The organism is Candidatus Enterococcus leclercqii, from assembly GCF_009933135.1.
GTDB classification, from domain to species: domain Bacteria; phylum Bacillota; class Bacilli; order Lactobacillales; family Enterococcaceae; genus Enterococcus_C; species Enterococcus_C leclercqii.
Genome location: NZ_MAEH01000014.1, coordinates 89,028 through 109,050, shown reverse-complemented (window position 1 = coordinate 109,050; position 20,023 = coordinate 89,028). Strand labels below are relative to the sequence as shown.

The 20,023-nt window shown below is 45.2% G+C and carries 20 protein-coding genes; 6 read left to right on the top strand and 14 right to left on the bottom strand.

The window, feature by feature from the left end; translation table 11 throughout:
• Positions 1-193 precede the first annotated feature (193 nt).
• Both nrdD and nrdG read left to right on the top strand, forming a co-directional pair.
• Entirely contained in the window at positions 194-2,392 is a 2,199-nt protein-coding gene (gene nrdD / locus BAU14_RS06985; protein ID WP_161899376.1) for an anaerobic ribonucleoside-triphosphate reductase, read from the top strand.
• 187 nt (positions 2,393-2,579) lie between these two features.
• The gene (gene nrdG, locus BAU14_RS06980; protein ID WP_161899375.1) at positions 2,580-3,182 is read left to right on the top strand and encodes an anaerobic ribonucleoside-triphosphate reductase activating protein; all 603 of its coding nucleotides are present in this window, start codon (positions 2,580-2,582) and stop codon (positions 3,180-3,182) included.
• Positions 3,183-3,449: 267 nt separating this feature from the next.
• Here the strand turns inward: nrdG and dinB are convergent, their stop codons facing one another.
• The 11 genes from dinB to dnaX all read right to left on the bottom strand — a co-directional run bounded on the left by dinB (position 3,450) and on the right by dnaX (position 13,818).
• Positions 3,450-4,619, bottom strand: a complete 1,170-nt coding sequence (gene dinB, locus BAU14_RS06975; RefSeq protein ID WP_161899374.1) for a DNA polymerase IV — start codon at positions 4,617-4,619, stop codon at positions 3,450-3,452.
• Between the two features lie 376 nt (positions 4,620-4,995).
• Positions 4,996-6,210, bottom strand: coding sequence for an ammonium transporter (locus BAU14_RS06970; RefSeq protein ID WP_161899373.1), 1,215 nt, complete (start codon positions 6,208-6,210; stop codon positions 4,996-4,998).
• Between the two features lie 373 nt (positions 6,211-6,583).
• Complete coding sequence (rsmI, locus tag BAU14_RS06965) at positions 6,584-7,465, bottom strand: 16S rRNA (cytidine(1402)-2'-O)-methyltransferase (protein ID WP_161899372.1); 882 nt, start codon at positions 7,463-7,465, stop codon at positions 6,584-6,586.
• Between the two features lie 125 nt (positions 7,466-7,590).
• Complete coding sequence (locus BAU14_RS06960; RefSeq protein ID WP_202622191.1) at positions 7,591-7,950, bottom strand: DNA replication initiation control protein YabA; 360 nt, start codon at positions 7,948-7,950, stop codon at positions 7,591-7,593.
• Positions 7,943-8,791, bottom strand: a complete 849-nt coding sequence (locus BAU14_RS06955) for a PSP1 domain-containing protein (protein ID WP_161899370.1) — start codon at positions 8,789-8,791, stop codon at positions 7,943-7,945. Before BAU14_RS06955 ends, BAU14_RS06960 begins: the two co-directional genes overlap by 8 nt.
• A gap of 68 nt (positions 8,792-8,859) precedes the next feature.
• Positions 8,860-9,816: a DNA polymerase III subunit delta' gene (gene holB / locus BAU14_RS06950; protein ID WP_161899369.1), complete on the bottom strand. Its 957-nt coding sequence runs from the start codon at positions 9,814-9,816 to the stop codon at positions 8,860-8,862.
• A gap of 13 nt (positions 9,817-9,829) precedes the next feature.
• Entirely contained in the window at positions 9,830-10,159 is a 330-nt protein-coding gene (locus BAU14_RS06945; protein ID WP_161899368.1) for a cyclic-di-AMP receptor, read from the bottom strand.
• Between the two features lie 97 nt (positions 10,160-10,256).
• A complete protein-coding gene (gene tmk / locus BAU14_RS06940) occupies positions 10,257-10,895 on the bottom strand; it encodes a dTMP kinase (RefSeq protein WP_161899367.1) in 639 nt (212 codons plus the stop codon).
• Between the two features lie 61 nt (positions 10,896-10,956).
• Positions 10,957-11,553 carry a recombination mediator RecR gene (gene recR / locus BAU14_RS06935; RefSeq protein ID WP_161899366.1) on the bottom strand — a complete coding sequence of 199 codons (597 nt, stop codon included), beginning with the start codon at positions 11,551-11,553 and terminating at the stop codon, positions 10,957-10,959.
• A 57-nt stretch (positions 11,554-11,610) separates the two neighbouring features.
• Entirely contained in the window at positions 11,611-11,925 is a 315-nt protein-coding gene (locus BAU14_RS06930) for a YbaB/EbfC family nucleoid-associated protein (protein ID WP_161899365.1), read from the bottom strand.
• A gap of 27 nt (positions 11,926-11,952) precedes the next feature.
• Positions 11,953-13,818 (bottom strand): DNA polymerase III subunit gamma/tau, encoded by a 1,866-nt coding sequence (gene dnaX / locus BAU14_RS06925; protein WP_161899364.1) that lies wholly within the window; start codon positions 13,816-13,818, stop codon positions 11,953-11,955.
• Between the two features lie 355 nt (positions 13,819-14,173).
• Here dnaX and BAU14_RS06920 point away from each other — a divergent pair, with 355 nt between their 5' ends.
• From BAU14_RS06920 to BAU14_RS06910, 3 genes are read left to right on the top strand one after another with little or no spacing between them, the layout of a single operon-like run.
• A complete protein-coding gene (locus BAU14_RS06920) occupies positions 14,174-15,409 on the top strand; it encodes an SPFH domain-containing protein (RefSeq protein WP_161899363.1) in 1,236 nt (411 codons plus the stop codon).
• Positions 15,410-15,430: 21 nt separating this feature from the next.
• Complete coding sequence (locus BAU14_RS06915) at positions 15,431-16,573, top strand: TFIIB-type zinc ribbon-containing protein (RefSeq protein ID WP_161899362.1); 1,143 nt, start codon at positions 15,431-15,433, stop codon at positions 16,571-16,573.
• Positions 16,570-17,388 (top strand): TPM domain-containing protein, encoded by an 819-nt coding sequence (locus BAU14_RS06910; protein WP_161899361.1) that lies wholly within the window; start codon positions 16,570-16,572, stop codon positions 17,386-17,388. Before BAU14_RS06915 ends, BAU14_RS06910 begins: the two co-directional genes overlap by 4 nt.
• Positions 17,389-17,460: 72 nt before the next feature.
• Here the strand turns inward: BAU14_RS06910 and BAU14_RS06905 are convergent, their stop codons facing one another.
• The 3 genes from BAU14_RS06905 to BAU14_RS06895 all read right to left on the bottom strand — a co-directional run bounded on the left by BAU14_RS06905 (position 17,461) and on the right by BAU14_RS06895 (position 18,762).
• A complete protein-coding gene (locus tag BAU14_RS06905; RefSeq protein ID WP_161899360.1) occupies positions 17,461-17,871 on the bottom strand; it encodes a DUF2871 domain-containing protein in 411 nt (136 codons plus the stop codon).
• Positions 17,872-18,048: 177 nt separating this feature from the next.
• A complete protein-coding gene (locus tag BAU14_RS06900; RefSeq protein ID WP_161899359.1) occupies positions 18,049-18,363 on the bottom strand; it encodes a hypothetical protein in 315 nt (104 codons plus the stop codon).
• A 33-nt stretch (positions 18,364-18,396) separates the two neighbouring features.
• On the bottom strand, positions 18,397-18,762 hold the full coding sequence (locus tag BAU14_RS06895) for a hypothetical protein (RefSeq protein ID WP_161899358.1): 366 nt from the start codon (positions 18,760-18,762) through the stop codon (positions 18,397-18,399).
• Between the two features lie 334 nt (positions 18,763-19,096).
• On the opposite strand from BAU14_RS06895, the gene BAU14_RS06890 reads away from it, so the two are divergent.
• Positions 19,097-19,966: a helix-turn-helix domain-containing protein gene (locus BAU14_RS06890; protein ID WP_161899357.1), complete on the top strand. Its 870-nt coding sequence runs from the start codon at positions 19,097-19,099 to the stop codon at positions 19,964-19,966.
• The last annotated feature ends 57 nt before the right edge of the window (positions 19,967-20,023 follow it).

The window sequence follows — 20,023 nt, the reverse complement described above, 5'->3', positions numbered from 1 at the left end:
CCCCTTGTGCTTTCATTCTTTTTTCAAGAAGCCCAAACACAATATCTAGTGTTTTTCAACGCCTTACAGTTAAATTTAGCACTATATATAGGTTGCCTGTTTGTACTTTTTTCGCTATGATAGGACGTGAAGAAAAACAAGAAGCCTGATTTTACAGCCGCAACTTGTTGATCAGAAGAGGAGTGTATGCCCTATGATGGAAATAAAACGCGAGAACGTCGCTGCTTTTGGTTCTCATCCCCGTCTTCGTGAAATGAAGATTATTAAGCGTGACGGTCGTCTGGTCGATTTTGATGACCAGAAGATCTATGATGCCCTGGTGAAAGCCAAACGTGAAGCTGTCAATTATCAAGCCCTGTCCCCCCTGGATCACGATCGGATTTTAGAGATCGTCGAGCGGGTAGATTCCGAGATTGCCGAACGTTTTACAGAAAATGTCAAAATTTATGAGATTCAAAACGTGGTGGAGCATATTCTGTTAGAAAAAAATGAATATGAGTTGGCTGAATCTTATATCAATTACCGCACCCGTCGCGATTTTTCCAGAAGCAAAGCCACTGACATCAACTTCACCATCGGCAAACTCATCAATAAAGACCGGACTGTCGTCAATGAGAATGCCAACAAAGATTCTGATGTTTTCAATACACAGCGGGATTTAACTGCCGGTATTGTCGGCAAGTCGATTGGGTTGAAAATGTTGCCGCCTCATGTAGCAAATGCTCATCAAAAAGGTGACATCCACTACCACGATCTCGATTATCATCCTTACACACCAATGACCAACTGCTGTCTGATTGACTTCAAAGGGATGTTGAACAACGGCTTCAAAATTGGCAATGCAGAAGTAGAATCACCAAAATCGATTCAGACGGCCACTGCACAAATCTCACAAATTATCGCTAACGTTGCTTCCAGCCAATACGGTGGTTGCTCGGCTGACCGTACTGATGAGCTGTTAGCACCTTTTGCTGAATTGAACTATCAAAAGCACCTGAAAGATGCCGATCGTTGGATTGAATCACCACAAAAACGGCAAGAATACGCCAAAGAAAAGACTCGCAAAGACATTTACGATGCCATGCAGAGTTTGGAATATGAAATTAATACCCTCTTTACCTCTAACGGTCAGACACCATTTACGTCACTGGGTTTTGGTCTGGGGACCACTTGGTTTGAACGGGAAATCCAACGGGCGATCTTACAGATTCGTATCAACGGTCTGGGGAGCGAACGTCGTACAGCGATTTTTCCGAAACTAATCTTCTCCATTAAAAAAGGCGTCAATTATGCCCCAACTGATCCCAACTACGACATCAAACAGTTGGCTTTAGAATGTGCCACTAAACGGATGTATCCGGATATTTTGAATTATGACAAGCTGGTAGAACTCACAGGCAGCTTTAAAGTGCCGATGGGTTGCCGCTCCTTCTTACAAGGCTGGAAAGACGAACAGGGTCAAGAAGTCAATGTGGGCCGGATGAATTTGGGAGTCGTGACCTTGAATTTACCTCGTATCGCTATGGAAGCTGCCGGAGATTTGGATAAATTCTGGCAGATTTTGGAAGAACGCTTGGAAATTGTCAAAGATGCAATGGTCTATCGAGTTGAGCGTTGTAAAGAAGCAACACCGGCAAACGCGCCAATTTTGTACATGTACGGTGCCTTTGGTAAACGACTAAACCGTGGGGACAATGTCAATGAACTCTTTAAAAACAAACGTGCGACAGTCTCATTAGGCTACATCGGTTTGTACGAAGTTGCCTCTGCATTTTACGGTGGTGATTGGGAGCAAGACGCGACAGCTAAAGACTTCACCTTGTCGATTATCAAAGAACTGAAAGCTCATGCGGATGCTTGGGGCAACGAATATGGCTATCACTTCAGCGTCTACTGCACCCCTTCTGAAAGCTTGACGGATCGTTTCTGTCGTTTGGATACCGAAAAATTCGGTAAAGTTGAAAATATCACCGACAAAGATTACTACACCAACAGTTTCCATTATGATGTCCGCAAAAATCCGACACCATTTGAGAAACTGGACTTTGAAAAAGATTATCCGAAATACTGTTCCGGTGGTTTTATCCATTATTGTGAATACCCAATGCTGCAGCAAAATCCGAAAGCTTTGGAAGCTGTCTGGGATTACTCTTACGATAAGGTGGGCTACTTGGGTACCAACACACCAATTGATCACTGCTACGAATGCGGGTTTGAAGGGGATTTCACACCGACTGAAAAAGGGTTCGAATGCCCTCAATGTCACAACCATGATCCAAAAACTTGTGACGTTGTGAAACGGACTTGCGGCTATCTTGGCAATCCACAAGCTCGTCCAATGGTCCACGGCCGTCACAAAGAAATTTCTTCTCGCGTCAAACACATGAAGTAATCACCACTGACAATTGCCAAAACACAGGAGTCATTCTCTAACTTTGGCAGAAACGACTATCCGAGGAACACGTTGACGACAGCCCTCTGAATTTTAGAGAAGGCAGCTGTTCGACTTGTTTCTCGGTTATTCTTATTCCTACTATTCCACAGAGTTGTACAGATTCCCTATAGAAAGAAGTCTTGTCATGCGCAATCCCAAACCACAAGAATGGCTGTCAGAAAACTACAGCCAACACCATATCGCCGATTACAAACCCTTTAACTTTGTTGATGGAGAAGGCGTTCGAAACAGTCTGTACGTCTCCGGTTGTCTTTTTGCCTGTGAGGGCTGCTTCAATAAAGCCGTCCAGAATTTCCGCTACGGCACGCCTTTTACCCCGGAACTTGAAGAAACAATTCTCACCGATCTGGCTCATGACTACGTACAAGGACTGACGCTTTTAGGCGGCGAACCTTTTTTGAATACAGCCGTCTGTCTGCAAGTCGTTCGTCGAGTCAAGGAAACATTCGGTGATACAAAAGATATTTGGAGTTGGAGCGGCTATACTTTTGAAGAGTTGCTTCTGGAGACTCCTGACAAATTAGAATTGCTTCATAGCATTGATATCTTAGTGGACGGCCGCTTTGAACTGAGCAAACGCAACTTGAATTTGCAGTTTCGTGGCAGCAGCAATCAACGGATCATTGATGTGCCCCGCTCATTAGCTGCCGGTCGAGCCATTATTTGGGATAAATGCAAAGATGCCGCCGAAAGCTACGAACAGATTCGCAAAAAAGATCTCATCTAACTCCCTCGGCAAAAAAAAACTGAAACTTCACTCTAAAGCGGTGCTATGAAAGTTTTCTTAAACTGGCAAACAAGCCTGCTATGAACTACTTACGAGGCAAACACTATCAAACGCGAGCCACAACGAAAAGCCAAGTCATTTCCATTGAAAAACAGTGGAAGTGGCTTGGCTTTTTGCTTTTTATTGTTAACTATTTTAAGGGCAGACTAAAAAGCAGTTCTCACTTAAATCGACTCGCCCCTGCAATTTCTTTTATTTGAAAGTTACTTATAGCTCTGAATCCTTTTTGTCGTCGGCGCCTGCTTGAGACTTATCGGACGTAGCGTCATTTTGCCACAAAGGTAAGAGAATATTTTCGTAGGTTATCGGATCGAGATTGGTGACGGTAATGCCTAAAAGCCGGATACCATTTTCTACTCCCAGAATCTCTTCAAAGATCAAGCTGGCTTCTGAAAAAATCGCTTCTTTATCAGAAATGTAGCGATTGAGAGTGTGTCGTTTCGTGATGGTGGTATAGTCAGCATACCGGACTTTTAAGACGATCGTTTGACCATGCTTGCTTTCTTTTTTCAACGCCAATGCGACTTGTTCTGCTAACTGCCGCAGCTGGCCCAAGACCTCATTTTCTGTTGACAGCGGATTGCCATAGGTATGTTCTTTCCCAACAGATTTCCGATCGCGAGTGACATTGACGGGAGAATCGTGGATACCTCGGACCTTTCGAAATAGGGAATAGCCCATTTTACCAAAAAGCCGAATCAACTCCATTTCGCTGACCTCATACAAATCTGTCCCAGTAAAAATCCCTAATTCATGCATCTTTGGCACCGTTTTTTTGCCGATTCCGTGAAATTTTTCTACCGGTAAAACTCTCAGAAATTCCTCTGCCTCATCAGGGGCCACCAATGTCAGGCCCCGAGGTTTTTGATAATCCGAAGCCAGCTTGGCGAGAAACTTATTGTAGCTGACTCCCGCTGAACAGGTCAGGTGAACCTCATTCCAGATATCTCGTTGGATCATACGGGCGATTTTGACCGCAGATTGAATTTGCATTTTATTGACTGTCACGTCCAAATAAGCTTCATCGATCGAAACCGGCTCAATGATATCCGTGTAGCGGTGAAAAACCGCCCTCACCTGGCGAGAGATTTCTCGATATTTCTCATGGTTTCCCGGAATAAAAACTGCTTGAGGACACAGCTCATATGCCTTTTGAGCACTCATCGCTGAATGAATGCCATATTGGCGAGCCAGATAATTGGCAGTGGTCACTACCCCCCGTCCGCCAGTATCGCTAGGATGACGGGCGATGACCAATGGATGCTTCGCCAGCTCCGGATTGTCCCGCTCCTCCACCGATGCAAAAAAAGCATCCATATCGATATGAATGATCTTACGAGACGTATCATTTTTTAAAGGAAACTGCAATCCGCTCATCTGGCACCTCCTGACATAAACCTGATTGTCGCCTTACCCCTTCTTTTCTCTCCATTATAACCGAACGAACGTTCCTGTACAATCCACAAAGATAGCCTGATAATCGTCGTTTCACCGCCTTTTAGAGTGAGCACTGTCAAAAACAAAACACAAAAATAAGTCACTTCCGTTAAAAAAACAGAAGTGACCCGTCTTCTCCTTGTTAAAAATTTCAAACAACAACTAACCCTGACTTTATCTGACAAAGTCCACGCCGTTCCCTTCTCCATATAAGGATAGTCCCGCTCTTTTTTCAGAGATTGACACACTACTTGGCAAAAACGTTCTGTATAGAACAATAGGGAGTCCCGCGTTAAAAAGATTCAGGTATTTACTTTTATTCCAATCCCAGTGTTGTGTTATAAGCTTTTTCGTCATGGAGAACATTATCTAAACCGGCGACTTCTTCGGCCGTACTCACTCGAATCGGCATGACTCTTTTGATGACTGAAATAATCACCCAACTGGCGCCACCGGCAAAAGCTAAGGTAAATAAAATGCTGAGAATCTGGGCAATAAAGAGGGTTGTTTCACCGAAAAGCAAGCCGGTCTTGCCGCCAATTGACGGATCGGCAAAAATCCCCGTCATGATACCGCCAAAAATGCCGCCCAAGCCATGACATCCGAAAGCATCCAGCGCATCGTCCAAGCCCAGCTTATCTTTGACCAGCTGGATTCCAAAGAAACAAACTGGCGAAACCAACAAACCAAAGACCAACGCCGCACCGATAGAAACAAATCCTGCTCCCGGTGTAATGGCGACCAGTCCAACAATCGCACCGGTACAGGTACCGACGATGGAAGGCTTGCCTTTTACCGCCCACTCGATTCCCATCCAAGAAAGCATCCCTGCCGCCGCTGCTGTATTTGTAGTTAAAAGTGCGTGGATTGCTGTACCGTCAGCAGCTAGCGCCGAACCGGCATTGAAGCCAAACCAGCCTAACCATAAAAGCCCAGTCCCCAAAACAACAAAGGGAATATTGTGAGGAGCAAATGCTTCACCCTTTTGCCGGTGACGTTTTCCCAGCACTGCCGCCAATACTAAGCCTGAGATTCCGGAGCTGATATGCACCACATTTCCGCCAGCAAAGTCAATTGACCCGATTTCTTCCAAAAAACCGTGGCCCCAAACCATATGGGCAATTGGTGCATAAACCAACAGAATCCAAGCCGTTAAAAAGACTAAGATTGCAGAAAAACGCATTCTACCAGCTACCGCACCTGTCAAAATCGCTGCTGTAATCAAAACAAACATCATCTGAAAAGCCGCAAACAATCCCTCTGGTAAGCCGTTAACAGCCGTCGTTTCGACACCTTTGAAAAAGACTTTATCCAAGTTACCAACGAAGGAATTTTCTCCACTGAAAGCCAGACTATAGCCGGCTACTATCCACAAAATCGAAGCCAAACCCATGACGGCAATCACCATCATCATGGTATTTAAGATATTTTTTTGTCGTGCCAAGCCCCCATAGAAAAAAGCCAGCGCCGGCGTCATAATAAACACCAATCCCGTACAAACGATGATAAATCCAATATTTCCTGTGTCCATAAAATCTCCTCCTCAATTTCCTTGATCTGCCCTTTGTAACAGTGACTTGGTGCACACAAGTCAGCAAAAGATGGTGTCCAGTCATCTTTTGAATTACTATGTGAGAAATCATAACACTGGTTTTCGGCAGTTTCCAGTGATTTTCGCAAATTAATGAAATTTTCTGAATTTTCATCGCTTTTCATGTGAGATTTTATTACATACAGTCACCATTCACCGCAGATTTACTAAATTCACAGCTAACCGGCTAGAATTGAGTCTCAAACAGTCTCCTTTAAAAGCCTGTCAAATCAAAAAAGCAATGCTGTCCCAATGTACGAGACCGGCATTGCTTTTTCATATATTTATACAAAATCTAAAAATCTAAAGTGACTCAGTTTAACTCATGGTATTCGTTATAAATTTCCTGTTTCTTCTTGGAAAGGCGTTGGGCAATCTCCTTAATTGCCCCATTGGGTTTCATCCCCGAAGCAATTAGCTCCTCCACCTGCTCTTTTACGGTTCGTTCTTCAGCAACTGCTGTTACCACCTGCCAGCCTTCAGGATCGGGATTGCCTGCCACCATCAAACAGCACTCTCCCTTTAAATCGGTTTCTTTGAGATATGCTGCAAGTTCCGTCAGACTTCCCCGCAGATACTCTTCATGGAGTTTGGTCAGTTCACGACAGATTACTCCTTGTCGCTCACCTCCGAAGATTGCGGCCATATTCTTAACTGTTTCCCCGATACGATGGGGCGACTCATAAAAAATCATCGTAGCTGTCTGCGGCAGCAGTTCAGTTAAGGCTTTTTGCTGCTCACTTTTCTTGCGAGGAAGAAAACCATAAAACAAATTTGGCTGCGGGTTTAATCCTGAAGCAATCAATGCCGTCAATCCAGCAGTTGGTCCGGGAAGGGAAACCACTGGAATCTGCGCCTCAATACAGGCAATTACCAGCTCATGACCCGGATCACTGATGGAAGGCATCCCGGCATCGGAAACTTGAGCGATACTGCGACCTTCCAAAAGTAAAGCAGTCAACTGGGGAATTCGCTCTTGATAATTATGTTCATGGAGACTTCTCTGAGGCGTCGTAATCTCAAAATGATTCAATAATTTTTGGGTATTGCGGGTATCTTCTGATGCAATCAAGTCCACAGATCTCAACGTATTGAGACAACGAATCGTCATATCTTCCAAGTTACCGATGGGCGTAGGTACCAAAAAAAGCGTTCCTAAGTCAGTCTTTCCTTTAAAACTTTGTTGTTTTTGCATAGTATTCTCCTTTTTCGAGGTGGCAAATGACTGGGACAGTCCGATACCTCCAGAACCTTTACAGCAAGCAGCAGAACAGTAAAAAGCCCGCCGCAGCGGTCTGTGGCGGACATCTGAGAGTCATTTTAGGCTTGACTTTCCCGGTACAAAACTTCCAAACAAAAGACGCACTGCTCATCATTTTCTCTGCGGGCTCCATAAGACTCCCGACAGATATGAAAGCCGTCTTCGTATATCTTTTCCAAGTTCATACGGGATTTAGACATTCCCGGTTCTTGTCTTGAATCGGCTTCTGGTGCTGGCGGCGTGTTCTTTTCATCTAGTTCCTGCAAGTATTCCCGCAGTTTCTGATTTTCAAGGGCCAACGTCGTATTTTTTTCTACAATCTGTTGCAAGGATTCCTTCATCTCTGAAAGCTGCTCCAAAGAAATCCTCAAATCTCCCTCTAACTTGGCCAGACCATCATAAAGTTCTCGTTTATCCATGGACATGCTGATCACCTGCTTTTGCTTTGGGTTTTCCCCGCCCTTTGGTAAATTCCAACTCGCTGGCTAAATATTCCACCGGTGTTTCTCGTCCAATCAGACGGACTCTCACAATGCGGTTCAATAGATTCAGACCTACGACCCGCCCTTTGCCATCCGGTGTTTGGACTTCTTTGCCATAATCAGGCATTTCCTTTTTGGCTTGCTCATATTCGTCATTTTCATACTTCAAACAGCACATCAAACGACCACAGAGTCCGGAAATTTTAGTCGGGTTCAAAGAAAGCCCCTGGTCCTTGGCCATCTTGATGGAGACGGGAATAAAGTCTCCAAGAAAAGTGGAACAACACAGTGGTCGTCCACAGGGTCCGATACCGCCAAGCATTTTGGCTTCGTCACGGACACCGATTTGACGCAGTTCGATCCGCGTCCGAAATTCTCCAGCCAGGTCTTTCACCAACTCTCGGAAATCCACCCGGCCGTCAGCGGTAAAATAAAAGATCATCTTGCTGCGATCAAAGGTATATTCTACCCCTACGAGTTTCATATCCAGACTGTGGCTGCGAATCTTTTTCTTACCAACTGCCATTGCGGCTTTGGCATCGAGCAGGTTTTGCTGTGCTTTTTGAATTTCCTGTTCACCGGCTTTGTGCAGGATTTGTAAGACCTCATGGGGCAGGTCGCTTTTATCGATATCAATTTTGGGGATCGCCACCTTGGCCATCATCTTGGCCTGCTGAGATTCCACGATCACTTGTTCATCATAAGTATATTCGGCTTTGCCAGGGGCGTAATAATAAATATGCCCTGACTCGCGGAAACGGACACCAACGACTTCCATCGGCTGTTCCCCCCTGTTTTCTATGGTATCAGCAGCCTCGGCAATAGACAGATTCGGCTGCTGTTGGTTCAATCATCAACTGCTGTTTGGCGCAATATCCGCAGTACCAACTGCTCGCTGACATTTTGGAAAGAGACATTGGCTGCAAGCTTCTGCTCGGCTTCCAAGATCAACTGGACATTGCGGGTATTTTCAAGAAGCTGTCTAGTCTGAGACTGACGCAAAAGTTCGTTGCGCTCATGACGAAAGGCTTGCATTAGCATCTGCAAAAGCAAGCGCTGTTGTTCCTTTTCTTTCGCTAAGGCAATCAGCCTTTTTTGGATATAGACAAAGGCCATCAAGTCCCCTTTACGCAAATAAAGGTACCATTGTGCGACGGCATCCTTAGCATCATTAAACCATTCATCCTGAGAGATTTCAACTGCTTTTTGGTAACTGTTGGTAAGCCCTGCCAAGAGTTTGGCAGACTCGCTGGTTATACCATCAGTCACCAGCCGCTGCGCTAATTCTGCGGGATTTAACGGTGCAAAATGCAAAATCTGACACCGGGATTGGATGGTGGGCAAGATTTTGCCCGGCGCATCAGTTTCCAAGACAGCGACAAAGTCTCCCTGAGGTTCCTCCAGAAATTTTAGCAGGCTGTTAGCAGCACTGGCATTCATTTTATCCGCCTGTCGGATTGTAAAAAACTGCAAGCGGGATTCAAAGCCCGAGCGAACAAACTCCTGTTGCAGCTGTCGAATCTGGTCAACTTTGATGCTCTGCCCATCCGGCTCAATCAGGCGAACATCAGGATGCTCGCCAGCTGCGATTCGCAGGCAGTTATTGCACTGGCCGCAGGGTTCGTTATCTGTTACATCGGTACAGAACAGCCGCTTTGCCAACCAGCTGCTCAGCAGGTGCTTGCCGGTCCCTTGATCCCCTTCAAAAAGATAAGCATGAGCCAAACGCCCATGCTTCACACTTTTTCTGATTTGGGAGAAGACAAAGGATTGGTGCTGTGTCAAAAAGACGGTTTCTTCCATTTGTCGGCTCCTTTTAATATTGATGGAAACCTTCCACCGGCAACACGAAGACCGTCGCGCCGCCAACTTCTACTTCCACTGGGTAAGGAACTTGTCCGTCCAATGAAATATCCAACGACATCGGAGTCGAAACATATTGCTTACGGGATTGACAAGTTTTTTTGATGAGCTCCAATGTGTCTTGTACCCGATCATCGTCGATTCCGATGATGAACGTGGAGTTGCCGGCCTTCAAAAAGCCCCCGGTAGAGGACAATTTTGTCGCCCGAATATTAGCATCGATGAACTCATTTGCCAAACGGTTGCTGTCTTTGTCTTGTACAATAGCCATGATCAGTTTCATGAAAATCCCTCCGTAATAAATGTATTGGTTACACTCTGCTGTGCCTCAATTAATTGAAGCCTGCTTGCGCTGAAATTCACTGCCGGTCATATGGAACTCAAAAGAAATGAGGATAGGTTTCCGTGATTGCCGTAAAGCTGGCATCGACAACATCAGTCAATGGCATGCGGGCATCCACTTTATGAATACGCACCGGCTCTTCTTCCGCCAACTTCAAATACGCGTGACGGACCCGCTGATGGAATTCAAGACTCTCAATTTCCAATCGATCAGCTGGGCCGGAACGTTCGTTTTCAATCCGTTTCAGACCAGTATCACTATCGACATCCAGGTACAAGGTAAAATCCGGTTTGGTGCCTTCTGTTGCAAAATCATTGATCTTGCGAATCTCCGGCATCCCGATTCGACGGCCTGCTCCCTGATACGCCAGTGAACTGTCTACAAAGCGGTCACAGATCACAATCTTGCCTGCGTTCAATGCTGGCAAAATAACTTCTACCAGATGCTGACGACGAGCAGCTGCATACAGCAATGCCTCCGTCCGATCATCCATCTCTTCGTTTTTAGGATCCAAAATGATACGGCGAATCTTTTCGGCAATCTTGACGCCTCCTGGTTCCCGAGTCTTGACGATCCCCTTTTTTGCGATCAGCTGCAATCGCGGATAAAGCTCATTGATGACACTGGTCTTGCCGGCGCCGTCTGGTCCTTCAATGGTAATAAATAATCCGTTCACGAAGCGTGTCCTCCATCTCTTGTATCTCTATTGTACTAGAAAAAAAACAATTGCACAAAACCTATAATTCTCTGCGGCCCTCTACTGCCTTCAACAAGGTGACCTCATCGGCGTATTCAATATCACTGCCCACGGAAAGTCCGTGTGCCAGGCGAGTGACCTTGATGCCTGCCGGTTTGATCAAGCGGGACAAATACATCGCAGTCGCTTCACCTTCAGTGGTTGCATTGGTAGCAATAATTACTTCTTTGACGGTATCATCGTGAAGTCGTTTGATCAATGAAGGAATGTTGATGTCTTCTGGACCGGTACCTTCCACCGGTGACAATACCCCGTGTAAGACGTGGTATAAGCCATGATATTCTCGCATCTTTTCCAATGCCATCACATCTTTAGGCTCTTCAACGACGAGAATCGTGCTGCGGTCTCGCGTGGTATCTCGGCAGATTTCACAAGGATCTTCTTCCGTGATATTGCCGCAGATACTGCAAAAATGCAGGTCTCGTTTGACGCTGAGTAGCGACTTGGCAAACTCGTTGACGACTTCATCTTTCATATCAATTGTATAAAAAGCCAAACGAGTAGCGGTCTTTTGTCCGATACCGGGAAGTTTCATATAACTGTCGATCAACTTTGCGATCGGTTCTGGATACTGCATCTCACGTCATCTCCTGCTAGGGCACTACTGCCTGTCAAAATTACACATCGCGCCAGTTTAGAATCCTGGCAAACCTTTCGTGTATTGGCCCATTGTACGTTCGGTTTCGCCTTCGATTTTGGTTAAGGCGTCATTGACAGCCATAATTACCAAATCTTGTAACATTTCCGGGTCTTCAGGATCAATGATTGCTTCAGCGATTTCGATTCCTACCATTTTACGGTCACCGGTAAACGTGGCTTTCACATAGCTGCTGGTGGATTCCCCCACAAAGTTTTTTGCATTAAGCTCTTCTTGAGCCTTCACCATATCCTTTTGCATCTTCTGCATTTGTTTCATCATACCTTGCATGTTGCCCATTCCTCGCATCATCACTCAATCACTCGCTTTCTGTTTTAGTTAATCGTCAACAACTGTGGTCAAATCACCGAACAGTTCATCGGCTTTAGTCACCAATCGATCCTCTTTGGGAGCTGTTGAATCTTCCAAGCCTTCTAACAAACCACTATCCGCCCAGCTTTCAGGCGGTTGCAACTCCGTCATAGCCATGCCTGTTTCAGACGCTGCCACCTGGTCTTCTCTATCAGCTGCAGCCTCTTCTTGTTGGTTAGCATCACTGCTTGTTTGTGAATCCTTTTGGTTCAAAAAGCCCTGCCGCAATTCAAGCCATGCAGACTCAGGGATAAAAACCGTATCCGGTGCATAGCCTTCAATCAGACGACTGAGATTATTAGAAATCATCAGCGCCAATTCTTCGTCTTCGGAAGCCTTTTGACAAACCATCTCCGACTCAAAAGAAAGGACTAATCCCCGTGGCCCCGCAGCTTTAATCTGGGTATTTACTAAAAGTCCTTTGCGTAGTGCATTGAACATCATCAATAAATCTCCCCAAACATTGCGGACTTTAACCACATCGTCTTTGGTCGCCTGTTCCAACACTTTATACACCTTGTCTTTAGGCAGCCGATATTTACTACTACTCCCGCTCTTGTCTTTGGTGGCATGAATAGCACTGTGGGACGTGTTGGCGCTGGTACTCGTAGTCGTAATGCCATTTTGCTTCAATTGCTGCAGCTCTTCTGCCAATTGACGAACTTGTCGCTGCAGCTCTTGGACCAGCTGGCTGTCGGGGCTGCTAGTTGCTGGTGTGTAAGCTTCCACTGCCCCGGCTGTCGGAGCAGCTGCCGGCGGTCCCGCCAGCTTAACCGTGGCCACTTCCAAGTAAATCGTAGGACTATTGGTAAAGCGGATTTCATTTTGTGTATCATTCAACAGCTGAATCCAAGTGAACAGCTGGGTTGCCGGAATCATTTCTGCCAGTTTCTTAAACTCATCTGTCAAATAGCCGCTTTTTTCTACTAATAAATTTGGTGCTTTTTGATAAAGCAATAGATCTCGACAGTAGACCAGGAGATTTTCCAACAAGCGTCTGGCTTCTTTGCCAGAGGCTAAAATTTCAGCCAAATCTTCCAAAGCCGCTGTGGCATCTTGAGCAAAGCAATCCCCCATGAAGCGGTCCATCATTTCATAAGTCAACGAACCGGTGACTTCCATCACATCTTTCATCGTGATGGTTCCCTCAGAAAAAGAGATGGCTTGATCTAGCATACTTAAGGCATCTCGCATGCCACCTTCTGCCGCTTGAGCAATCACCGTCAGCGCCTGCGCTTCGTAAGGGACATTGATTCGCTCACAGATATAAGCCAAATGTTCAGCGATATCTTTGGTGTCAATTCGCTTAAAATCAAAGCGCTGTGTCCGGGAAATAATTGTCGCCGGAATCTTATGGGGTTCCGTTGTGGCTAAAATAAAGACGAGGCTTTCCTGGGGCTCTTCCAATGTTTTCAATAATGCATTGAAAGCACCGGTGGAAAGCATATGGACTTCATCGATGATATAAACTTTGTATTTGGCCTGTGTCGGTGAATATTTGGCTCGATCCGTAATGAAGCGAATCTCGTCTACCCCATTATTGGAAGCCGCATCGATTTCAATAACATCTTCTTGGGAACCTTCCGTGATTGCTTTACACATTTCACATTCATTACAAGGTTCACCATCCTGACTGTTGGGGCAGTTAATCGCCTTGGCAAAAATTTTGGCGGCACTGGTTTTACCTGTCCCCCGCGGTCCGGTAAACAGATAAGCATGGGAGATCTGATTTTGCAAAACGGCATTCTTCAACGTCTGGGTAATGGCTTTTTGCCCCACAACATCGTCGAAACGCTGAGAACGCCAGACTCGATAAAGTGCTTGATACGCCACGGATTTCCCCCCTTTCTGTTTGTAGGCTTTCCATTAAAGACATCGGAAAACTGCAAAATTCACTAGCTATTATTATACGCAAAATATAGTTAAAAAACTACCCATGGAATCCTTTGCAAAAAAATTTCCCCTTATTCCTCCACCACAGTCTCTTTTAGCAGGCAACTCCTTTTTTCAGAATTGGTGAAAATCAGTCTTGCGTCTGATAAGGGAAAACACCTAGGCTATGCTATAATTTTAGAAGAAACTAGCGCTTCGGAAGCAGGCATCTCAAAAATTCCCGGCGCTTACTGTCAGACAGCGAAGCTTTTTACTTCCTGGTCGACAGAAAACATTCCCAAAGGAGGAAAAATTCATGGGTATTATCAAAGCTGCAACAAGTACGATTGGCGGAGGTTTAGCGGATCAGTGGCTCGAGGTTATCGAACCAGAGGACATGGGAGACACAACCGTCATGACCAAAGGCGTTAAAGTTCGCCAAGACGACAAACGCGGATCCAACCGTAAAGGAACAGAAGATGTCATCACAGATGGTTCAGTCGTCCATGTCTATCCCAACATGATGATGTTGTTGGTAGATGGTGGCAAAATCATCGATTACACTGCCGAAGAAGGTTACTATACGGTGAAAAATGACGCCGCTCCTTCTCTGTTCAACGGACCTTTAAAAGAAGCGGTCAAAGAAACCTTCAGTCGTTTTAAATTTGGCGGCGTGACACCACAAAAGCAACAAGTCTTTTATATCAATCTACAAGAGATCAAAGGAATCAAATTTGGGACACCGGCGCCTTTGAATTATTTCGACAACTTCTACAATGCCGAACTCTTCTTGCGGGCTCACGGCACCTACTCCATCAAGATTACCGACCCAATCTTGTTTTATTCAAATGCGATTCCCAAAAATAAAACGCAAGTCGACATCAACGATATCAATGAACAGTACCTCAATGAATTTCTGACCGCCTTGCAATCTTCCATCAACCAAATGTCTGCTGACGGTCAACGGATCAGCTACGTTCCATCAAAAAGCATGGAGCTTTCCAAGTATATGGGGGATGTCTTAGACGAAAACTGGCGTCAATTGCGCGGTATGGAAATCGTAGCGGTGGCCGTGGCTAGCATTTCTTATACGGACGACTCCATGCAGTTAATTAACATGCGCAACCAAGGAGCGATGTTGGGTGATCCCAGTGTACGCGAAGGATACGTTCAAGGCTCGGTTGCCCGGGGCATGGAAGCTGCCGGTAAAAACGAAGCCGGTGCAACGACGGGGTTTGTCGGCATGGGTATGGGAATGAATGCCGGTGGTGGCTTTTTGAACCAGGCATCTCAAAACAACAATCAACAGATGCAACAACAAAATCAGCAAGCTGCCGCTGATACTTGGACTTGCCCAAAATGTGGCACTCAGAATACTGGCAAATTCTGCAGCAACTGTGGTGAGCCCAAGCCAGCACCTCAGGCAACTAGCAGCGCTAAAGTTGAAATGAAGTGTGCCGAATGTGGAGAAGTCGTGGACTTATCCAATGGTGTGCCGAAGTTTTGCCCTCATTGCGGTAAACCCTTCAAAGGGGTCCCTTTGGATGACTAATACAGAAGGTAGGTCGAAACTATGGACGTAATCACACACAAATGCCCCAACTGCGGCGGTCCGTTGACCTTCGAACCTTCCGATCAGAAATTCCACTGTCCCTACTGCCTAAGCATTTTCACCGAAGCAGAAGTCACAGCTTTTGAAGAGCAGCAGCAAAAAGCCCGCTTAGCTGATGAAACCACTGAGGCAGTAACGACTTCTGGTGGCTCAGGTGACAGTCCAGGTGACACTGCAGCTTCAAAAAGCAGTGTCAGTTCGGAAAAAGAGACAGCCGCCAGCGCAACGATGGAGCTTTACCTCTGTCCTAACTGCGGAGCAGAAATCGTCACCGATGCAACAACAGCAGCTACCTACTGTTATTACTGCCATAATCCGGTAGTGCTGAAGGGGCGTTTGTCCGGTCAATTTCTGCCAGACAAAGTGTTGCCTTTTGCAGTCGCCAAAGATGAGGCCGTAGCGAAATTTTTGGAATGGTCTCAGAAGAAGTGGTTCGTTCCCAAAGATTTCTTCAATAAAGCGCAGGTTGAAAAGCTCACAGGTGTCTACTTTCCTTATTGGAACGTCAACGCTGAAGCAGAGGGTGGCTTAAACGGGACAGGAACTTCTATTCGAATCTGGATTGTAGGGGATATTGAATATACGGAGACCAAGCAGTATTCTGTTCGGCGAGCAGGGCGCTTTAAATTTCGCGATTTAGTGAAAAATGCCCTGTCCAAAAATGTTCAGCAAAAAATGGTGGCTTCTGTTCAGCCTTTCCAGCTGGAGCGGGCAGTCCCATTTAAAGATCAGTACTTGTCGGGTTTTCAAGCGGAAAAACGAGACATCGAATACGAAAAATTGGAACCGGATGTCGAAAAAGAACTGAAGGGATATGCGGACAGTCTCTTACGGGGAACTGTTGGCAGCTTCTCTACTTTTGTTGCCAACAGCAGTCACCTTGAACTGCGGGATCAGCAAAAAGAATACCTATTGCTGCCGGTTTGGCTGGTAACTTATAAGGCTGACGACCAGCAAAAGCGAACCTTCTATTATGCAATGAATGGACAAACCGGTAAAGTTGCCGGAATCCTCCCCATCAGCTATAAAAAGCTGGGCTTGGTCAGCATCGGAATCTTCGCTGTTTTGGCAGCAATCTTTTTGGGGGTGGCGTATCTGATATGAGAAAATGGCTGAATTTTTTGACCCCAGTGTTATTGTTCCTATTAACTGTGATTCTTCTGCCCCTCAATGCTACAGCAGATAGTACCCATATCGAAGACGGTGCCCGCCTCTTTTCTGATGCACAAATTCAAGCATTGGAAAACAAGGCCCAGTCTCTAGGCGAAAAAATCAAAGGGAACGTTTATATTGTTACCAATACGAACAACACTCTTGAGCCGGCGAAATTTGCAGACGAATACCTACGAGACAAAGTGGGAAATGATAATAATGGTGCGGTTCTGCTCATGGATATGGGGCAACGAGAACTCTATATCTCAACTTCTGGTAACATGATTGATTATTTAGATGATAATCGCATCAGCAATATCTTGGATCAGGTGTACGACGCCATGTCAGCTGATAATCCCTATGAAGCAGCGACGGCCTTTTATGAGCAAGGAGCTGACTATGTCGAGGCCGGTGTACCACGGGGGCATTATCGAGTGGATGCAGACACCGGAAAAATTACCTATTACAGGACTATTTCACCACTGGAAGCTGTCATCGCTTTACTAGTGGCCGCGGTAATCGCCGCAGCTTTCTTTATAGTCATCAAGTCCAAGTATCAGCTAAAGCTTGGTACTTACACCTACCCCTACCAAGAAAACTCAGATGTCAATCTGACAGTCAACGAAAACCAGTTGATCAATTCCTTTGTTACAACACGACGGATTCCACGAAATACCGGTGGCTCTGGCGGGTCCGGTGGTGGCGGCGGCTCCACCACTCATTCTTCTGGCGGCGGTACTTTTGGCGGCGGTGGTCGCAGTTTCTAATAAAAAAACGTACACATGGGAGAAATTCCACGGGTACGTTTTTTATTATGTTCAAGTTTTAAAAGTAACTTTTCAAAAGTGAACAGCTTTGATTCTTTCATGAAGGACAGAGAAAAACAACAGAAACCCTGCTGTCAAGAGAATATGTCCTAAGCCGGCGATTCCTGAAATGGCTGCTCCGCTTTCTTTTCCCAGTACAGTCAAAACACCGTGAATTAACATCAGCAATAGCGTTAGACCTAATCCGGCATTGTATACGCCGTAAAACAATTTGAAACGAGAGGCTTCTGAGAGTCGAAAAAGTTTTTCTAAAATGACTAAGATTAAAAAGAAAAACATCCCCAATACCAACGCATTGGTATGTAAAACGGCTAGCTGTGTAAAATCAGTATAATCATTAAACTTCGTAAACTCTCGATAGAAAACACCCAGCACCAATCCCAGAATCAAATAATTGCGGCTTGTTTTATAAAGCTTTTCCATTCATATCACCTCCTCTTTTAACTTAGTTCAGTATACCACCCTAAGTGACACTTTGTCACCATAGCTGTTTTCATCACTTTGGTAAGAAGAGGATTCAAAAAAGCAGCACCACTTAAATCTTCTCTCTTGAAGATTCAGCGGTACTGCTTTTCACTTTCGCCAGGCAGTAGTGCTTCTTTATGCGGCAATCTTCGTCACCTTGACAAAATGGCCTTCGTTGGATTCAACAATCTTTTCTACTTGATGATAAAATTCTCCAGGCTCACTGCTAGCTAATTCCATCAAGATCACCTCATAGTTGGCCATAGGTATTCCCACCACGAGACGATCAGTGGCCAGATGAAGCTGCATCATATTCTGAAGCTGACGGGACAAGCGATTTAGTTCTTTCGCTTTTTTACTGCGCCGCCAGTCAGCTTTTTGGAAAAGTCGTAATCCTCCGAAGAGAACTGAATTTTTGACAGTTTCCGTGCGAATCACTTCTTTATACATCTTTTCACCTCCCCTTTTCAAATAAGGAGAGGATTAGGCTGCTTTTTTTAATGGAAGCTTTTTGATTGCAACCTCCCCTTCACCGGCAACAGTTGCCGTGATACGGCTATTGTATTTCGCTGCAATTTCGGCTAGGCCGGCTGCCTCTTCCGGTGTGCAATCAACATAAAAAATCATACCGTCAAACTGTTCTTCAAACTTGGCAATAAAGGTTTCAGCTTCTGGCAACCACTCTTGTTGCCGTAATGCTTCATAAAAAATAACTTGCTTATTCCGCAAATAGTTTTCTGGCAGGGCGTTGGCAAAGCCCACGACACAAATCTTATCGCCGGTGTGTCGCCGTTTGATGTGTTCCCAGACGTGCTGAGTTTTTCTTCCGTTTCCTTCAATAATATACATATGGTGGAATCCTCCTGATTTTAAGGCAGAAAGCCAAGCTCAAATATGAAAGCTTGTCTTTTTGTCCTATTGTTTTCTATCAATGGATCCGCCAGGTGATGACCTGCCGGAAGTGATCATCATGCATGGTTCATCACCCCCTTTTATTCATGTCTGCTCGCAAAAAATAACAAGCGCTACAATCTATTCTAACAGGTAAAAAAATTAAAGCAAATTTTCCGATCTTTCGCATTTTTTTCAGACAGCTACCTTTTTTTATTTTTTACTGCTAGAATGAAAAAGATGATGACCGGCTGTTGGTTGCCGGATCTCCCTCAAGAAAAGGATGACCCCTATGGACAGTAAAAAATTACAAACCCTTTTTCCGGAAGGCCACTTTTCAGATGAAGCCGCCACAAGTGATGCCGTCTTTACTTTCACCACCGATCAGGGTTTTTTTCTTTTAGAAAAAGAGCGGCTGTCGCCTAAAGAACAGCAGCTGATCGAGCTTTTGATGCCACAGGCACCTACTGAAAACCCAGCTCGAAATCACCAGTGGTACCGGATTTTATTTGATGGCGAAAAGCCTGTGACAACCACTCCGATTCGTGTAATTCAGATTCGAATACGGACCCCTCGTGCCTTTTTACAGACAGAGTGGCTTGCAGAAATTAAAGACATGTTTTTACAGTTGGCGGACAGTTTTTTTATCAGCGAAACTGAGTTGATTCTGGTGGAAGAAAAGGCTGATACCAACTATCCCGTCGAAGAAATTTTCGGTTTGTTTCAAGCATTAGACAGCGACTTTGATTTGTATACTCAGGTTTTCGTTGGTGCTTTTCATCATGAATCAGCTTTATTGGCAGCTAATTTCCTAGAAGAACGTCAGATTTTTCAGCAAGAACTAGCAGCTAGCACACGTCAAAAAGAATTTCCTTTTACTCGTTCTGCAATCAGTTTTTTTATCAATGAGCCAATCAAAGAAAGCCCGTTGATGAACTCGCTTTTTCGAGAATGGTTCAGTGACCCTGAGATGGTAGCCATTCTCAGGGCACTGTGGGAAAATCAAGGCAATGTTAGCTCTGCTGCCAAGGAACTCTTTTTGCACCGCAATACCGTTTTGTACCGCATCGACAAGTTTCAAGAAGCTACTCGTTTGGATTTGAAAAATATGGATGATCTTGTCTTCTGTCATTTGTTAATCGCAGTTTTTTCCGAACAGTGATTACTGTGCATGACATGAGCTCCGACTATCTTAAAAAAGCCCCCGTTCAATTGAGCG

Coding starts and splice junctions, on each gene's coding strand:
- nrdD (WP_161899376.1), top strand. CDS start 194: ATGATGGAAATAAAACGCGAGAACGTCGCTGCTTTTGGTTCTCATCCC.
- nrdG (WP_161899375.1), top strand. CDS start 2,580: ATGCGCAATCCCAAACCACAAGAATGGCTGTCAGAAAACTACAGCCAA.
- dinB (WP_161899374.1), bottom strand. CDS start 4,619: ATGAGCGGATTGCAGTTTCCTTTAAAAAATGATACGTCTCGTAAGATC.
- BAU14_RS06970 (WP_161899373.1), bottom strand. CDS start 6,210: ATGGACACAGGAAATATTGGATTTATCATCGTTTGTACGGGATTGGTG.
- rsmI (WP_161899372.1), bottom strand. CDS start 7,465: ATGCAAAAACAACAAAGTTTTAAAGGAAAGACTGACTTAGGAACGCTT.
- BAU14_RS06960 (WP_202622191.1), bottom strand. CDS start 7,950: ATGGATAAACGAGAACTTTATGATGGTCTGGCCAAGTTAGAGGGAGAT.
- BAU14_RS06955 (WP_161899370.1), bottom strand. CDS start 8,791: ATGGAAGTCGTTGGTGTCCGTTTCCGCGAGTCAGGGCATATTTATTAT.
- holB (WP_161899369.1), bottom strand. CDS start 9,816: ATGGAAGAAACCGTCTTTTTGACACAGCACCAATCCTTTGTCTTCTCC.
- BAU14_RS06945 (WP_161899368.1), bottom strand. CDS start 10,159: ATGAAACTGATCATGGCTATTGTACAAGACAAAGACAGCAACCGTTTG.
- recR (WP_161899366.1), bottom strand. CDS start 11,553: ATGCAGTATCCAGAACCGATCGCAAAGTTGATCGACAGTTATATGAAA.
- BAU14_RS06930 (WP_161899365.1), bottom strand. CDS start 11,925: ATGATGCGAGGAATGGGCAACATGCAAGGTATGATGAAACAAATGCAG.
- BAU14_RS06920 (WP_161899363.1), top strand. CDS start 14,174: ATGGGTATTATCAAAGCTGCAACAAGTACGATTGGCGGAGGTTTAGCG.
- BAU14_RS06915 (WP_161899362.1), top strand. CDS start 15,431: ATGGACGTAATCACACACAAATGCCCCAACTGCGGCGGTCCGTTGACC.
- BAU14_RS06910 (WP_161899361.1), top strand. CDS start 16,570: ATGAGAAAATGGCTGAATTTTTTGACCCCAGTGTTATTGTTCCTATTA.
- BAU14_RS06905 (WP_161899360.1), bottom strand. CDS start 17,871: ATGGAAAAGCTTTATAAAACAAGCCGCAATTATTTGATTCTGGGATTG.
- BAU14_RS06900 (WP_161899359.1), bottom strand. CDS start 18,363: ATGTATAAAGAAGTGATTCGCACGGAAACTGTCAAAAATTCAGTTCTC.
- BAU14_RS06895 (WP_161899358.1), bottom strand. CDS start 18,762: ATGTATATTATTGAAGGAAACGGAAGAAAAACTCAGCACGTCTGGGAA.
- BAU14_RS06890 (WP_161899357.1), top strand. CDS start 19,097: ATGGACAGTAAAAAATTACAAACCCTTTTTCCGGAAGGCCACTTTTCA.